The sequence below is a fragment of the Microbacterium sufflavum genome (genome assembly GCF_023101165.1).
Taxonomy (GTDB): domain Bacteria; phylum Actinomycetota; class Actinomycetes; order Actinomycetales; family Microbacteriaceae; genus Microbacterium; species Microbacterium sufflavum.
This window is the reverse complement of record NZ_CP078076.1, coordinates 582,679-598,576: the sequence shown is the minus strand read 5'-3', so window position 1 is coordinate 598,576 and position 15,898 is coordinate 582,679. Positions and strand designations below refer to the sequence as shown.

Below are 15,898 nucleotides of genomic sequence, written 5' to 3'. Positions count from 1 at the left end.
CGTGCCCGCGGTTGATTCGCCGTCGTCGTGATCCGACGCTGAAGCAAGCAGGCAACAGGCCAAGGCGACGGAGGCGATCAGCCGCATGACGAGTCATCTGCCTTCGATGCGCGGGAGATCAGATATGCGTCGTCGGACCAGACGAACGTCACATCTGCCACATAGATCGGCGCTCGATCCTGCGCCACTCTGGACGCTCCGCGTGCATCGACGATCTGGACCGAGCTGACGTCGACACAGATGCGGGCGCGGACCTCGTCGTATGTGGCCGTCGTTCGAAGGGGGTGAAATGCCACGACGGTATTCGCGCCCGAGACTGTCAGTTCCTCGGCGTGCATCACGGAGAGGTTCTTGCGATCCACTGCTTGGAAGTCGCCCGTCGTTCTCTCAAAGACGGCCTCAAAGGTGGCTGGATCGGCTGGATCCACGAGGTTTAGGGCGTCGTTGTAGGCGCGATACGTGGCCTCGGCGGCGGCGAAGGCGTCCTTCTTCGAGGCGAACGGCGGGGTCGGCGTCGGAGACGGGGAGGGTTTCGGATCGGCAGTGCAGCCGGTGAGCAGGACGAGGGAGACGGCGAGGGCGGCGAGGGCGCGCGTCGAAAGGGAGTGGGGACGAGTCACCGGGCCACGGTACGTGCAACGCCGGCGCGTCGGTCCGGGTTGTCCACAGGAGCCCGCGCGAGCTCCTCGGGCAGGGGGTCAGACGCGGCGGAGGAAGGTGAGGATCGAGGCCGGCTCGACGATCAGCTCCTGCAGCGCGGCGTTGAACGGGACCCCGGCGGACGCCGCGAGGTGCTCCTGGAACGCGGCCTCGTCGCGGTACACCTCGTAGACGAAGAAGCGGTCGGGGTCGTCGACGAGTCGCGTGGCGTCGAACACCACGTTGCCCTCCTCGGCGCGGACGATCTCGGCGAACTCCCGCAGGAGTGCGGCGACCCGGTCGGCCGCCCCGGGCTTCGCGGTGAAGACGGCGTGCAGGATGGTGGGTTCGGTCATGGGGGCTCCTCGGGTGGAGGCGGCGAGACGGCGTCGGGCGGCGCGGTCTCAGTGGTCGAGGGTGAGCAGTCGTGCGGGCGTGTGCACGAGCATACGCTGCACGGCCGCATCGCCGACCGCGTCGCGCAGTCGCGGCAGGTACCGGTCGCCGAGGTAGGCGAGCCCGGGCATCCCGCCGTAGGCGATGTACCGCGTGCGCCGGGCGACGTCGCCGCCGAGCACGATGCGGTCGCCCGCACCGCGTTCCACCACGGCGGCGGTCAGGGCCAGCAGTTCCGCGTCGGATCGGGTGCGCGGACGGGCGAAGCCGTCGTAGCCGAGGTGGGCGCCGCGCTCCGCGAGCGACACGTGGAGTCCGGGGTCGGGGTCGCGGTCGGCGTGGGCGAGCACCACCCGATCGCTCGCCACGCCCTCGGCCGCGAGCAGATCGAGCACCTCGTGCGCCGCCGTGCAGAACTCCAGGTGCACCATGACGGGGGCACCGGTCTCGCGGTGCGCGGCCGCCACCGCGTCGAGGGTCGTGCGCTCGAACGGGCTGATGCGCCAGTAGTCGATGCCCGCCTTGAGCATCCCCGCGCGCACCGGGGCGCCCGTGGGCGAGGTCGCGACGGGCACGTCGGGCGCGGCGAACACCGCGTCGTCGGAGGCGGGCATGCCGCGGGTGAGGTCCGCCACGAACAGCGCGGACAGCCGCTCCGCGTCCCACACCTGCATCGGGTGGTCGTCGCCGTAGTGGGCTTCGCGGTGCCGACCCGTGGTCGCGACGATGCCCAGTCCGGTCGCCGCGCTGATGCGGGCCAGCGCCTCCGGGTTCCGGGCGAGCCCGAACGGCGTGGCGTCGACCATCGCGTCGAAGCCGCTCGTCTGCAACGCCGCCGCCTCGTCGCCCGACGCCTGCTCGTCGTCGAGCTCGTCGCCCGGCAGCAGCGGCGACACCTGGAACAGGTGCTCGTGGTAGTTCACGCGCCCGAGCTCCGGCGCGTCGACGTCGCCGAGCACCGTGCGCACGACGGGCATCAGCGCACCGACTCCGCTGCCGCGGCCAGCCGCTCCACGGTCTCGGGCGTCAGCTCCAGCTCGAACACATCGGCCACCACCTGCGACCAGCCGTGGATGAAGTAGCGCCAGCCGTCGACCACGTGCAGGTCGCGCGACGCGCGCTGCGCCTCGGCCTGGTGCAGGAACTCCAGCGACCCGCGGTAGTTGAACTCCCACGCGTACGCGCCCGCGGGGAACACGACCGCGTCGCTGAGCGGCGAGCCGGGACGGTCCTTGCCGAGCCCCGTGGCGTTCGCGATCACGGAACCCGCGGGCGCCGTCGCCACCAGCGCATCGGCCTCCTCCGGCGTCTCCGTCACCACGTAGCGCAGCAGGTCGTCGGGGGTGCCGTGCTGGCGGTGCACCTCGCGCAGGTGGTCGAGCTTGTCCTGCGTGCGCGCGGTCACCGTGATGCGGGCGGGGGCGTCGGTGCGCTCCGCGAGGGCCCAGCTGAGCGCGGTGCCCGAGCCGCCCGCACCCAGGATGACGACCTCCGCCCCGGTGCGGGCGAAGTGGTCGTCGGGCAGGAAGTCGTTCAGGGCGAGGTCGACCGTGATCGGATCCTTCGCGCGGCCCGACAGGCGCGAGCCCCGCTTGGCGATGCTGGAGATCTCGGAGCACGACACCGCGAAGGGGTCGAGCTCGTCGAACAGGTCGGACGCCGCCGCGTACACATTCATCTTGTGCGTGGTCACCAGGGCGCCCCGGTGGTGGGGGTCGTCACGGATCTGCTCCACCATCGCGCGGTACTGCGCGGGGTCGGCGTCCATCGGCAGGTCGTGGCCCACGAGCCTGCGGGTCGGGAGGTCGAGGATGTCGGCCCAGAGCGGGAACACCTTCATGATCGACGACGAGGCGGTGGTCACGCCCACGAACCCCATGTAGTCCGCGGTGGCGGTGTCCGCGGCGGGTGCGGCGGTGTCGGCGGTGGTGGTCATCGCATCTCCTGGGGAACGGGCACGGGGTGGGCGGGCTCGGCGCCGCGCAGCACGGCGATCACGTCGTCGAGCGACAGGGAGCCCATGTTGTCGACGGCCTGGGTGGTCTGCGCACCGAGGTGGGGGGTGACGATCACGCGGTCGACGAGGTCGGCCGCGAGCAGCGGGCTGTCGTGGGCGGCGGTGTCGCCGTCGAGCGTGTCGGCCGCGTAGCCGGCGAGCGTGCCGTCGCGCAGGGCTTCGGCCACCGCCTGTTCGTCGACCAGGTCGCCGCGGGCCGTGTTCACCAGCACCGTGCCGCGGCGCATGTCCGCGAGGCGCTCGGCGTCGACCAGCCGCTGTCCGCCCGGCGCGTGCAGGGTGATCACGTCGGCCGCGCGGAACAGCTCGTCGAGCGGGACCGGCTCCGCGCCCTGCGCCCGCACGAGCTCGACGGGAAAAAACGGGTCGGCCGCGAGCACCCGGGAGCCGAAGCCGCTCAGGCGCCGCGCGACACCCTGGCCGATACGGCCGAAGCCCACGATGCCCACGGTCGCGGCGCCGAGCTCCCGGCCGCGCCGAACACCCCAATCGCCCGCTCGCACCCGGCGGTCGCCGTCTGGCACGAACCGGAGCGCCGCGAGCATGAGCCCCACCGCGTGGTCGGCGACCGCGTCGGCGTTGGCGCCCGGGGTGTTCGTGACGGGGATGCCGCGCTCCCGGGCCGCCGCGAGATCGACGGCCTCGGTGCCCACGCCGTAGCGTGCCACCACCTTGAGCTTCGGTGCCGCGGCGAGGTGCGCCTCGGTCACGGGACCGGTGCCCGCGATCCACGCGTCGGCCCCGTGCAGCAGCGACCGCAGCTCGTCGAGGTCGTGATGCGCGGGCCCGCGGAGGATGCGGTGCCCCGCCCGCGCCGCGCGCTCCACCAGGTCGAGGTCGCCGTCGGAGAACGAGCGACTGGTGACGAGGATGACGCCCATCAGCGCGGCCGTCCGGCGAACCAGGGCGCGAGCGCGGTGTAGGCGTCGGCGAACCGGGCATGCCGTTCGGCGTACACCGCGTGCCGGGCGGGGTCGGGCGTGAACTCGGCCGTGACCTCGCTCAGCGCCCGCGCCGCCGAGAAGTCGGTGAGCCCGAGACCCACGGCTCCGGTGACCGCCGCGCCGAGGCTGTTCGCCTCCTCTACGATCGTGCGCCGCCGCACGGGCACGCCCCACACATCCGCGAGCACGGAGAGGTACACGTCGCTCTGGGCCCCGCCGCCCACCGCGTCGATGCGGTCGATCACGGCGCCCGACTCCCGGAACGCCTGGATGCACGTGAGCAGGTTGAACGCGGTGCCCTCCAGTACCGCCCGCACCAGGTGCGCCCGGCCGTGATGGCGCGCGAGACCCACGAAGGCCCCGCGGGCATCAGGATCCCACAGCGGAGAGCGCTCGCCGAGCAGATAGGGGAGGAAGTAGAGGTCGTCGGTGTCGACGTCGGCCGAGGCCTCGGCGGTCAGGCGTCCGGTCTCGGGGTGCGCGGGATCGGGCGACAGCGCCTCCGCGATCCACTGCACCGACGCGCCGCCCGCCTGCATGGTGGCCGTCGGGACGAACGAGCCGGGCACGACGTTGTCGAACGTGAAGGTGCGCATGGCCGGGTCGTGCAGCGGGGCGTCCGCCGCGAACGAGATCCAGGAAGAGGTGCCCAGGCAGACATAGGCGCCGTCCTCGGGGGCCACGACGCCGGAGCCGACCGCGGCCAGGGGTCCGTCGCCGCCGCCCATCACCACGCGCACGCCGGTGTGCAGGCCGAGGGCCTCGGCCGCCGCGGGGGTGAGGGGACCTGCGATCTGCGTCGACTCCAGGATCTCGGGGAACAGGGCCGGGTCGAGCCGAGCGGCTGCCAGCACCTCGCTCGACCACGTGCCGGCGGCCTGGTCGTAGGCGTTCATGCCCGAGGCGTCGGAGCGGTCGGTGGCCAGGCGCCCGGTGAGCCGCAGCACGATGAAGTCCTTCGCGACGCACACCCGGCGCACGCGCGACCACACGTCGGGCTCGTTGTCGCGCACCCACATGATCTTCTCGACCGAGTAGGTGGGGTTCAGGCGGTGGCCGAGGATGCCGTACGCCCGCTCGGCGCCGAGCGCGGCCTCGAGCTCGCGCTGCTGCGCCCCGGCGCGGGTGTCGGCCCAGATGATGGCGGGACGCGCGGGCTCGCCGTCGCCGTCGAGCAGCACGGCGCCCATCATCTGCCCGCTCACCACGAGTCCCGCGACGTCGGAGGGTGCGGTGGCCGTGCGTGCGAGCAGGTCGCGGGTGGCGGCGACGACCGCGTTCCACCAGTCGTCGGGGTTCTGCTCGGCGATCCCGCCCGCGGCGAAGTGCGCGGGATACGGCACCGTGACCGCGGCGATCAGGCGGCCGTCGTCATGGTGCAGCGAGGCCTTGTTGCCGGTGGTGCCGAGGTCGTGCGCGATCAGCATGGCCGGAGCCTATTCCGCGTACGGGCGCAGGTCGACGCCGGACTCCGCACGGTAGGCGCGCGAGCCCATGCCGTGCTCCAGCACCCACCCGTAGTCGTGCCCCGCGCCGCCCGGGTAGACGGCGAGGAAGGCGTAGGGCTCGTCGCCGGTGTTGACCGAGCGGTGCGCCCAGCCCGGGGGGATGTAGCCGATGGTGCCGGGGAGCATGTCGAGCCACTCGGTGCGCTCGCCGTCGAACATGAGCAGTCCGCCGCGGCCCTTCAGCGCCAGGTAGATCTCGCCCTGGTGGTCGGGGTGCTGGTGGCCCTTCGTCATCCACAGCTCGCCCGACGTGTCGCCGGGCATGATCGTCGTGATCGACTGCGGCAGCTCGCGGTCGACCTCGGGCACGGGGGAGCTGACGACGGTGTAGACCACCGGGTCGTCGCCCGATGCGGAGGCGGCCCAGGCGTCGTGATCCCGGAACAGGCCCTCGAGGTCGGACATCCGCCGCGTGAGCGTGGGGCCCTCGGGGGAGAGCGTCAGCTTCTCGGCGTCGAAGGCGATGGCCATCGGCGGGATCGGCGGGGTCTGGTACTCGGGCATCGATGCTCCTCGGACGGGATGCTGCGGCGCTGCGCAACCTGTAATGACAAGCTCACTGTACCTGTTATGACAGGTTGCGTCCAGTGCTCGCCTGCGCGGACCCGCGTGCGCGCCTGCGGCATCTCCGGGCGCTCACCGGGCGAGCACGCGCTCCAGATGCGCCCGGCCCTCGCGGATCGCCGCCGCCGTCACGGCCGCCCACCCGGGGTACTCGGCGTGCCCGGCTGGGAGTACGGCGAGCTCGACCTCGCGGGCACCGGCGGCCACGGCGAACTGCCCCTGCGGCGGCACGTACTGGTCCCACAGGGCGGCCTCCACGCGCACCGGCATGCGCGCGAAGCCGATGCTCGTGGAGGAGTCGAACCAGCGCAGCACCTCCCGCGCCTCGGGGTGGCGGCGCACGTGCTGCCGCACGGTCTCGCCGCTGCCGAGGCACCGCACGGCGAGGCGCTCGTCGTACTGCCCGAAGCTCGGCACGATGAGCGTCGCGCCCACGAAGCGCTCGTCCCAGGGCAGCGCCAGCGCACCGATGCCGCCGCCGAAGCTCTCACCGACGTAGTACAGCGGCAGCTCCCCGACGAGCGCGGACAGGGCATCGGCGGCCAGCCACAGGTCGCGTGCGCAGCGGCCGAGCACGTAGCGCTCCGGGTCGTCGATGCCGGCGAGCACGTGCTCCGCGGTCGACTCGGGTGCGCCCACCCCGGCGTTGAGGGCGCCGAGGCCGCGGGCGACCGGGAAGATCGCCGCGAGGCCCTCGGGCACGCGCGCGAGGTCGACCTCCTCGCGGCCGCCGTAGCCGTGGCTGTGGACGACGCCGGCCCGCGGTCGCCCGTCGAGGGGCTCCACGACCCAGGCCCGCAGACGCACGCCGTCGACGCCGCTGTGCTCGACCACCGACACCCTCCGCCCGTGCTCGACCGCCGACGACAGCACGACGGGAGCCGCGTCCACCGCGGCGGTCTCACGGCGCCAGCGCCGCCACCGCTCCGCGAACCCCGGCGGCGCGGGCGCGGGCGCGACCGCGCGGAGGTCGGCCTCGGTGCGTCCGTAGCGGCCGTCGAACGCGGCAGCGGGGAACCAGGTGGCGTAGGGCTCGGGGAGGGTCATGCGACGTCGGGGATCCTGTTCCGGGAGTGGGGCGGGCGGGGGTGCGTCGACCGCGGCGGGCCGAGGGGGCGCGTGGCAGACTGGAGGCCCCACCGGAAGGAGACCGCGTGCTGGTCACGGAGCGACGCGAGCGCATCCTCGCCCTCACCCGCGACCGCGGTACGGCCTCCATCGGCGAACTCGCCGCCACGCTGCAGGTGAGCGAGATGACGGTGCGGCGCGACATCGACCAGCTCGCCGAGGAAGGCGCCGTCGAGCGCATCCGCGGGGGTGTGCGCGTGCGCGGCCCGCAGCGGCTGCTCCCGGCTCCCGCGATCTCGGACGAGCGGCGCGCGATCGTCGCCGCGGCCGCCGCGCTCGTGGAGCCCGGCATGGCCGTCGGCATCTCCGGGGGAGCCACCGCGCTCGCCCTGGCCCGCGCGCTCGTGCAGGTCCCCGAGCTCACGGTCGTCACCAACGCGCTCCCGGTGTCCGACCTCTTCTCGCCGCCCGAACGCGCCGACGCGCCCTACACGCAGACCGTCGTGCTCACCGGGGGCGTCCGAACGCCGTCGCAGGCCCTCGTCGGCCCCGTGGCCGTGCGCGCGCTCGAGCACCTGCACTGCGACCTCGTCTTCCTCGACGCGCACGGCCTCGACGTGCAGGCGGGCATGACCACGATGAACCTGCTCGAGGCCGAGACGAACCGCGCGCTCATGGCCGCCGGCCGCGAAGTCGTGGTGCTCGCCGAGCACGACCGCTGGGGCGTGGTCGGTCTCACGACGGTGGCCGACCTCAGCGACATCGACCGTCTCATCACCGACGACGGGCTCGACGGCGCGGCCAGGGAGGCGCTCGACGCCCACGTCGGAACCCTGCACCTCGCACCGCGCGACGCCGGCGACGAGCGGGCGCTCGCCACGGCCCTGGCGGACTGAGTCCGCGACGGTCATCGAGCCGTGCTCGCCCGACGGACGAGCCGGGCATCGACGGTCACGTGCCGCACCGGGAGGTCGGCTCCGGGCGGGGCGGCGATCTGACGCTCCAGCTCGGTGAACGCGGCATCGACGAGCTTCTCGTGGTCGGGGGCGATCGTCGTGAGCGCGGGGACCGCGAAGCGCGCGGCGCGGATGTCGTCGATCCCCACCACCGCGACATCGGCCGGCACCCGTCGCCCCCGCGCCTGCAGGGCAGCGAGAGCGCCGAGGGCCACCGAGTCGTTCGAGCACACGAGGCCGTCGAGGTCGGAGATCGCGGCGGCCATGGCGCCCGCCACCCGCTCGCCCTCCTCCGCCGTGAACGCATCGACCTGCGCGGTGAGGACGGGGTCGGCGGGAAGGCCCGCGGCCGCGAGGGCCTCCAGGTATCCGGTGTGCCGCCGGTCCGCCGCATCCGAGGGGCGCGCGTCGCGGCGCCCGACGAAGCCGATGCGACGACAGCCGACCGCCAGGAGATGCTCGGTGGCGGTGAACGCCGCCGCGCGGTTGTCGATCGTCACGTGCGTGAACGGGCTCACCTGGATGTGCTCGCCCAGCAGCACGAGCGGGCCCGGCGACGTGCGCCGGGTGAGGTCGGCCACCGTGAGGGAGCGCGGGATGTGGATGAGACCGTCGATCGGCGGGAGCCCCACACCGTTCGCGACGTCGATCTCGCGGCCGTGGTCGCCCTCGGTCTGGACGATGAGCACGGCGAGACCGCGCTCATCGGCGGCGCGCACGATGCGCGACCCCAGCTCGGCGAAGTAGGGCTCCTCCAGGTGCGGCACCGCGAGCGCGATGAGGCCCGTGCGGGTGGCGCGCGCGGCGGGGAGCACGCGGCCGCCGGGCGAGGTGGTCACCTGCGGCCTCCTGGAGGGACGACGGTCGCCGCCGTGCCGGCGGATGCCCTTCACGTTAGCGCTCTCCGTCACGATTGCACCCGGAACGCGACGACCCTGGCCTCCGCGGCGCCGTTCGTGCGCTCCACCACGAGGCGCGCCGCGGTGAACGGCCCGAGGTCGGCGGGGAGCGGGTGCACCCGCAGTCGATGGCGGTTGTCGTGCTCCTCGGCGACCACGCGCCACTCGTCCGCACCGGGCGCCTGCACCTCGACACGGTAGTCGCGCACGAGCGGGGGCATCACCTCGTCGGGGCTGCGATGGTGGTGCAGCGTGTTGAGCTCGAGGTCGACGTCGTCGTCGAACACCAGACGCACCTCCGCGGCCTCGACGGGGTGCTCCCAGTCCAGGCGGAGCCAGGCGGGCCCGTCCGCCGCGGGGTCCGACGCCCACAGGTGGGGTCCGCCGAAGGGCCGGTTGTACCCCGACGTCGCCCGCTCCGGGGCCAGCGCCTCCGAGGGCGGGCTCGTGCGGAACACGGGGCTGCGTCCGCGCAGGGGCTTCGTCGGCCACTGCACCAGCAGGCCGTCGCGGTCGACCTCGACGTTGCGGTCGTCGTTGTCGACGCGGTGCACCAGCGTGAGCACGCCGGGCGGCAGTGGAGACGTCAGGTGCGCGTGCACGCCGGGGGCGGCCCTCACCACGACGATCGCGTTCTGGGGCTCGTCCGGGGCGAACGGGGTGTCCGCGCGCACCCACGAGGGTCCGCCGGCCGGAACCTCCACCACGGTGCGGTGCTCGAGCCGCGCGGGCACGACATTCTGCGGGCGACCCGTCGACCACACCTCGACGGTGACCTGCGTGTCGGCCTCGGCGGAGAGCAGGAGCTCGGTCGTCTCCAGTCGCGGATGCACCGGAACCACGATGCCGAGGTCTTCGACGAGCGCGTGCGGGACGGCGTCCGCGGTGGCGCTCGCCGCGGTGCCGATGGTGCGCAGCGTGCTGGAGGCGGTCACGGCCGCGGTGCGGGCGAGGTCGGAGTCGTCCTCGTTGGCGACGCCGATGAGGCTGGCGTCGGCGCGCAGCAGCGTCTGGCGCAGCTCCGCGCGGTGCTGCTCGTACAGCTCGCGCGGGGTGGCGTCGAACGCATAGCAGAGGGCGGCGGCGGTGCCCGCGGCCTCACCCATCGCGGCGCAGGTGGCCATGACCCGCGCGGCCCCGAACGCGATGTGCGTCGCGGAGATGTCGCGACCGGCCATGAGCAGGTTGTCGACGTTGACGGAGTACAGCGACCGGAACGGGATCTCGAACACCCCGTCGGAGAAGCGCTGCACCGCGCCGGCGCCCGTCGCGTACATGCCCTCGGCGGGGTGCAGGTCGATGGACCAGCCGCCGAACGCGATGCCGTCGTCGAACGACGTCTGCTCCAGGATGTCCTGCTGGCGCAGCGTGTAGTCGCCGATGAAGCGGCGGTACTCGCGCTTGCCGGGGATGTTCCCGATCCACTCCAGGGTGAGGGTGTCGGCGTCGAACTCGCCGGAGTTCTTGATGTGGTCCCAGATACCCAGGATCACGGAGCGCAGCTCGTCGCGGATCGCCTCGTTGTCATCGACGATGTCGAGCGTGCCACCCCATTCGATCCACCAGTAGTGCGCGCCGCTGTCGCCGCTGCGGATGATGCGGGAGGACGGGATCGGCGTCGTCGAGATGTCCTTCGCGCTCTCGGGGGCGACGTACTTGACCGGGTGCCCGAGGTCCTTCGTGTAGAACAGCAGCGTCGAGCCGAGGAACTCCCGCACCGGCTGCTCGGGGGCCCAGTCCTCGCCGAACTCGCTCCTGCTCTCCTTGCCGAGCCGGTGCCGCGCTCCGACCAGGCGCCCCACCAGGCCGTCGCCCGTGCAGTCGATGAACAGCGGTGCACGGAACACCGTGCGGATCTCCGAGCCCATCGTCCACCCGGTGACCGACCGGACCCGACGGGCGTCGTCGGGTCCGGTGGCCTCGGCCTCGAGCACCTCGGTGTTGAGGAAGAGGGTGAGGTGGGGCTCCCGGCGCACGATGTCGAGCACCACGTCGTCCCAGTACACCGGGTTGCCCTCGGGATTGCGGTACTGGTTCTCGCGGTACATCTCGCCGATGATCCCGGTCTCGCGCGCCCAGCGCTGATTGCCGTGCGCGGTCGCCCCGCACACCCACACCCGCACCTCCGACGAGGAGTTGCCGCCGAGCACCGGCCGGTTGTTGATCAGCACGGTACGTCGGCCGAGGCGGGCGGCCGCGACGGCGGCGCTCACTCCGGCGAGGCCGCCGCCGACGACGATGATGTCGGCTTCGACGGTCTGGGTGCGCATGGGGGTCCTTTCGGGGGTGGGGAGAGGGGTGCCGCTCAGAGGGCGGCTGCGGAGGCGGCGGTGGTCACGAGCCCGTGTCCGTGCAGCCGCCGGCGTCGCCGCGCAGGGCGGACACGATCGCGGCGAGGGAGGTGCCGCCCTGCTGCCCGTCGCGCGGCACCTCGGCGTGGCGGAGGGTGCCGCCGCCCGGAACCGCGGGTGCGCTCAGGTACACCACATCGGTGCCGTCATCGCGCGTGGCCGCCCGGAGGCGCTGCTGCCCGGTGGTCGGGTCGCCGACGGCCTCGACCGCCCAGCCCGACGCGCCGGTCGTGTGCGACAGCAGCACCGTCTGCGTGCGGGTCACTCCGCAGTCCTGCACCGAGACCACGGCGTAGACACGGGTCTCGGAGCCCGCGGTCGTGGTGTCCAGCGCGGCGATCGTCTGCACGCCGCTGCCGAGGGCGCCGGTGTCCACGAGGGTCTCGCTCGTCCAGGCCGAGCCGTTCCAGGTGGCCCAGCGGACGTCGAAGTCGTTCTCGGTCGTGTCGGCGTAGCGGTAGGTGACACCGACCAGCGCGCCGTCGGCGATCGCCATCTTCGCGGTCTGCACGGCGGGCACGGCGTCGCCGATGGTCTCGCCCTGCTCGTACCCGCGCCACACGACCGCCCCGGGGGTGTCCGGACGGATCGGGGTGGGCAGGGCCTGGCCGGCGACGTCGCGGGAGCCGCCCGTGGCCGGGTCGTACACCGCGTACGAGCCGAGGTGACGGTAGGGGTCGGCGGGCCAGGGCCCCCACTCCCACAGCACGTGCACCCTGCCGTCGGCATCGACCTCGAGGTCGTCCGGGTAGAAGGAGTGGTTGACGGCGGCGGCGATCACGGTCTCGCGGGCCCACGTGCCGACGGCGGGATCGTAGTGGTACAGCACGCCGTCCCTGCGGGCCTGCGGGTCGGCGCCGACGCGGACCATGAGCCATACGTCCCCGTCCGCGCCCTGGGCGGTCACCGGGTACGAGATCGCGGCACCGGCGTCGGGCATCTCGGCGCTGACGTCGACGAGCGAGGTGACGTCGAACGGCGTCGTGGAGCGGAAGTACTTCCAGGGCTCGTGGTGCATCGACACGAACGCGTGGATGTGTCCGTTCCCGTCGACGGCGAGCGACGGCTGGTTGTGGCCGTTGTCGTCGTCGTACTCGGCGCAGACGCCCGTGGCGAGCTTCAGACACCCCGAGGTCCACGTGCCGTCCGCGGTGCGCACGGCGACGTTCACCCGGTGCTTCGCGGCGACCGAGCCCGGCACGTTGTAGGCGAAGAAGGTGCGGTCGCCGACGACGACGAGCGGGTTCCACCAGCCGGACTGGTTGGAGCTGTCGACCGTGACGGGCAGGGTCTCGACGGTGGTGGTCGTGACGTCGGCCTGTGCGGGCACGGCGAGCGCGACGGCGGCGACCACGGCGGCGACGGCGGCGCCGGTCTTCGAGCGGAAGGACATGGCGGCGGCCTCAGCCCAGCAGCTTCTGCGCTTCGTCGCCGGCCTGGGACATGGCGTCCTTGGCGCTCTGCTGGCCCACGAGCACGGCCTGCACGCGGTCGGCGATGGCGGTCTCGATCTGCGCGTACTGGGGGAACTGCCAGAACGGGTTGGTGGTGGCGGTCGCGGTGATCTTCTCCGCGAAGCGGGCGCCGAACGCATCGGACGAGACGACCTCGGACGTCTGGGCCTCTTCGGTCACGGGCGGCAGGCCGCGCAGCTCGTAGTCGCCGAGCACGGCGTCGAGGTCGCTCGTGGCCCACTGCCCGAAGTCGGCGGCGGTGCGCGCGCTGTCGCCCTCGCCTCCGCCGACGATCGCGATCGCGCCGCCCCACACGAGCGCGCGCGGGGTGTCGCCCTTCTTCAGGACCGGCCGCGACTCGGGCACGAGCTTGGACGCGAGGTCCGGGTCCGGCGAGTCCTTGGTGACGGAGCCGCGGCCCACCGGGGCGTCGTCGTAGATGGCGGCACGCCCCTGCGCGAACAGGGAGCGGGCGTCGAAGCGGTCGACGTCGGCGGCGATGAGGCCCTGGTCGTACAGCGACTTGTACCAGGACACCGCCTCGATGCTCGCGTCGTCGCCGATCGTGACCTCGCCGTCCTTGACGAGGTCGCTGCCGAAGGTCTGCATCCAGATGAGGATGTCCTTGAGCTGGGCGGCCTTGGTGGAGGCGGCGTAGGGGATGAGCCCGCCGCCGAGACCCTTGAGCTTCTTCAGCGAGGACTCGAAGTCGTCGACCGTGGTCGGGAACTGCGAGATGCCGGCCCTGTCGAGGAGCTCGGAGTTGGTGATGAGGCCGATCGCGCCGATGGTCCACGGGAACGCGTACTGCACGCCGTCGAGCTGGGTGGCCTCGAGGCTGGAGGCCGTGTAGCCGCGGTCCTTCGTGAGCGCGGAGACGTCTTCGAGCTTGCCGAGGGCGGCGAGGGAGGCGAGCCAGGCGACGTCGACGTGGGCGGCGCCCGTGAACTGCCCGCCGCGCACCTGCAGCATGAGCTGCTTGAAGTACTCGTTGTAGGGGAACGACACCTCGGTGATGCCGACCTTCTGGGCGCTGGTGTAGCCCTCCAGCAGGGCGCGGGTGGCCGGGGCCGCGGCCTCTTCGGTGAGCGACCAGCTCGAGAACGAGAAGTCGGTGGCGGTGAAGTCGCCGGTGCCGAAGGCGGAGCCGGCGGACGACGCGGGGCTGGTGGAGCCGCTGCCGCCGCCGCTCGGCATGCAGCCGGCGAGCAGGAGGCCGGCGGCGCCGAGCCCGGCGAACTGGAGGAGCTGGCGACGGGAGACGGTGGTGTTCTCGGACATGGGGGTGCTCTCTCTTCTTCGAGGGACTGCGGGTGAGGGGTGGTGCGGGTCAGCCCTTGACCGCGCCGGCGGTGAGACCGCCGACGAGGAAGCGCTGCAGGGCGATGAATGCGATGGCCACGGGGAGCGAGACCACGAGCGAGGCCGCCATGAGCTCCGGCCAGGCGGTCGACGCCTCGCCGATGAACGTGTTGACGAGGCCGGGCGGCAGCGTCTGCTTGTCGGGTCCGGCCAGGGTGAGGGCGAAGATGAAGTCGTTCCAGCCGCGGACGAAAGCGAACAGTCCGGCGGCGATGAGGCCGGGGGCCGCGAGGGGCAGGACGATCGAGTGGATGATGCGCATCCGGGAGGCGCCGTCGACGCGGGCGGCCTCGATGAGCTCGTCCGGGATCGTGTCGAAGAAGCCCTTCAGCATCCACACGCACAGCGGCAGCGTGAACGTGGTGAACGACAGCACCAGCGCCGTGTAGGTGTTCAGCAGCCCGTAGGCCGAGAACACCGCGTAGAGGGTGATGAGCAGCAGCGCCTGCGGGAACATCTGCGAGGCCAGCACGAAGTACATGAGGCTGCGGCGCCCGCGGTAGCGGAACTTCGAGAACGCGTAGCCCATGTAGGCCGAGACCAGCACCGAGAGGATCGCGGTGATGACCGAGACCACGATGCTGTTGCGGAGGTAGCCGAACAGCGCGGGGTTGTTCGCGAGCGCGGCATAGGCCTCGAAGGTGATCTCCGTGGGGAAGAGCTTGGGCGGGTAGCTGAACACTTCGGTGCGCGGGGTGAGGGAGGTCGCGAGCAGCCAGTACACGGGCAGCAGCGCGAACCCGCCGAACACGACCACGGCGATCCAGGCGCTGATGGTGGAGGCGCGGCGGTCGGCGCGGGCGCGGCGGCGCCGCGGGGGAGCGGGCGGGGCGGCGACGGCGGTCACCGTCTCCTCGGTCAGCACGGCGGTCATCGCTTCTCTCCCTTTTCGGACAGGCGGACGTAGACGACGACGAGCGCCATCAGCAGGACCATCCAGAGGAGCCCGATCGCGCCGGCGTGACCGAGGTCGAAGCCGTCGAACGCGGTCTCGTACACCGCCGTGGCGAAGGTCTGGGTGGAGCCGGCGGGGCCGCCGCCGGTGAGGACGTAGATGATGTCGAAGTGCTGGAAGTTCCAGATGAACTCCAGCAGGATCACGAGCCCGATGATGCCGCTCATCTGCGGGACCGTGATGGAGAAGAAGCGGCGGATGGTCCCGGCGCCGTCGATCTCCGCGGCCTCGTGCAGTTCGATCGGGACGGTCTGCAGGCCGGCGAGGAGCATGACCATCATCCAGGGGAACGACTGCCAGGTCTTCGCGACGATGACGGCGATCATGGCGGTGGTGGGGTTCGCGAGCCACGCCTGCGGGGAGTCGATGAGTCCCACGGTCTCCAGGGCCGCGTTGAGCACGCCGTAGTTGGCGTTGAAGATCCACATCCACAGGAACGACACGACCACGCCGGGGATCAGCCAGGGGATGAGCATGAGGCCGCGCAGCACCTTGGCACCGCGGATGCGCGTGTTGAGGGCGAGCGCGAGACCGAAGCCGATGACGAACGGCGCGATGGTCGTGCCGAGCGTGAAGACGAGGGTCTGCACGAGGAGCTGGACGAACTCCCCGGTGAGGACGTCGACGATGTTCTGGAAGCCGACGAACTCGCGTCCCGGTTCGACGAGGCTCTGCTTGTAGAACGCGGTGATCAGCGCGGTGATGAGCGGGTACACGACGACCGCGGCGAGGAGCGCGAGGCCGGGGGCCGTGAGGAGGAGCGCGAACATCCCGTCGGAGAGGCG

General features: G+C 72.5%; 15 protein-coding genes. 1 reads left to right on the top strand and 14 read right to left on the bottom strand.

The window, feature by feature from the left end; genetic code table 11:
- Positions 1-77 precede the first annotated feature (77 nt).
- The 8 genes from KV394_RS03085 to KV394_RS03050 all read right to left on the bottom strand — a co-directional run bounded on the left by KV394_RS03085 (position 78) and on the right by KV394_RS03050 (position 7,115).
- Positions 78-620 (bottom strand): hypothetical protein, encoded by a 543-nt coding sequence (locus KV394_RS03085; protein WP_247982279.1) that lies wholly within the window; start codon positions 618-620, stop codon positions 78-80.
- A 78-nt stretch (positions 621-698) separates the two neighbouring features.
- Positions 699-995: a putative quinol monooxygenase gene (locus tag KV394_RS03080; protein WP_136029484.1), complete on the bottom strand. Its 297-nt coding sequence runs from the start codon at positions 993-995 to the stop codon at positions 699-701.
- A 48-nt stretch (positions 996-1,043) separates the two neighbouring features.
- Positions 1,044-2,012, bottom strand: coding sequence for a phosphotriesterase family protein (locus KV394_RS03075; RefSeq protein WP_247982278.1), 969 nt, complete (start codon positions 2,010-2,012; stop codon positions 1,044-1,046).
- A complete protein-coding gene (locus KV394_RS03070; RefSeq protein WP_247982277.1) occupies positions 2,012-2,971 on the bottom strand; it encodes a shikimate dehydrogenase family protein in 960 nt (319 codons plus the stop codon). The genes KV394_RS03075 and KV394_RS03070 overlap by 1 nt, the downstream gene beginning before the upstream one ends.
- On the bottom strand, positions 2,968-3,933 hold the full coding sequence (locus KV394_RS03065) for a phosphoglycerate dehydrogenase (protein WP_247982276.1): 966 nt from the start codon (positions 3,931-3,933) through the stop codon (positions 2,968-2,970). Before KV394_RS03065 ends, KV394_RS03070 begins: the two co-directional genes overlap by 4 nt.
- The gene (gene xylB, locus KV394_RS03060) at positions 3,933-5,423 is read right to left on the bottom strand and encodes a xylulokinase (protein ID WP_247982275.1); all 1,491 of its coding nucleotides are present in this window, start codon (positions 5,421-5,423) and stop codon (positions 3,933-3,935) included. The genes KV394_RS03065 and xylB overlap by 1 nt, the downstream gene beginning before the upstream one ends.
- A 9-nt stretch (positions 5,424-5,432) precedes the next feature.
- Positions 5,433-6,008, bottom strand: a complete 576-nt coding sequence (locus tag KV394_RS03055) for a glucose-6-phosphate isomerase family protein (RefSeq protein WP_206252559.1) — start codon at positions 6,006-6,008, stop codon at positions 5,433-5,435.
- A 132-nt stretch (positions 6,009-6,140) separates the two neighbouring features.
- Positions 6,141-7,115: an acetylxylan esterase gene (locus tag KV394_RS03050; protein WP_247982274.1), complete on the bottom strand. Its 975-nt coding sequence runs from the start codon at positions 7,113-7,115 to the stop codon at positions 6,141-6,143.
- Positions 7,116-7,222: 107 nt separating this feature from the next.
- On the opposite strand from KV394_RS03050, the gene KV394_RS03045 reads away from it, so the two are divergent.
- On the top strand, positions 7,223-8,032 hold the full coding sequence (locus KV394_RS03045; RefSeq protein WP_247982273.1) for a DeoR/GlpR family DNA-binding transcription regulator: 810 nt from the start codon (positions 7,223-7,225) through the stop codon (positions 8,030-8,032).
- An 11-nt stretch (positions 8,033-8,043) separates the two neighbouring features.
- Here KV394_RS03045 and KV394_RS03040 read toward each other — a convergent pair whose 3' ends face one another.
- The 6 genes from KV394_RS03040 to KV394_RS03015 form a co-directional block, all read right to left on the bottom strand.
- Positions 8,044-8,931, bottom strand: coding sequence for a LacI family DNA-binding transcriptional regulator (locus tag KV394_RS03040; RefSeq protein ID WP_240744503.1), 888 nt, complete (start codon positions 8,929-8,931; stop codon positions 8,044-8,046).
- 68 nt (positions 8,932-8,999) lie between these two features.
- Complete coding sequence (locus tag KV394_RS03035; protein WP_136035245.1) at positions 9,000-11,261, bottom strand: FAD-dependent oxidoreductase; 2,262 nt, start codon at positions 11,259-11,261, stop codon at positions 9,000-9,002.
- A gap of 64 nt (positions 11,262-11,325) precedes the next feature.
- Positions 11,326-12,735 (bottom strand): BNR-4 repeat-containing protein, encoded by a 1,410-nt coding sequence (locus KV394_RS03030; protein WP_247982272.1) that lies wholly within the window; start codon positions 12,733-12,735, stop codon positions 11,326-11,328.
- A gap of 10 nt (positions 12,736-12,745) precedes the next feature.
- Positions 12,746-14,077: a type 2 periplasmic-binding domain-containing protein gene (locus tag KV394_RS03025; protein WP_247982271.1), complete on the bottom strand. Its 1,332-nt coding sequence runs from the start codon at positions 14,075-14,077 to the stop codon at positions 12,746-12,748.
- Between the two features lie 49 nt (positions 14,078-14,126).
- The gene (locus tag KV394_RS03020; RefSeq protein WP_136029501.1) at positions 14,127-15,032 is read right to left on the bottom strand and encodes a carbohydrate ABC transporter permease; all 906 of its coding nucleotides are present in this window, start codon (positions 15,030-15,032) and stop codon (positions 14,127-14,129) included.
- On the bottom strand, positions 15,029-15,883 hold the full coding sequence (locus tag KV394_RS03015; RefSeq protein ID WP_205812600.1) for a carbohydrate ABC transporter permease: 855 nt from the start codon (positions 15,881-15,883) through the stop codon (positions 15,029-15,031). The genes KV394_RS03020 and KV394_RS03015 overlap by 4 nt, the downstream gene beginning before the upstream one ends.
- Positions 15,884-15,898 lie beyond the last annotated feature (15 nt).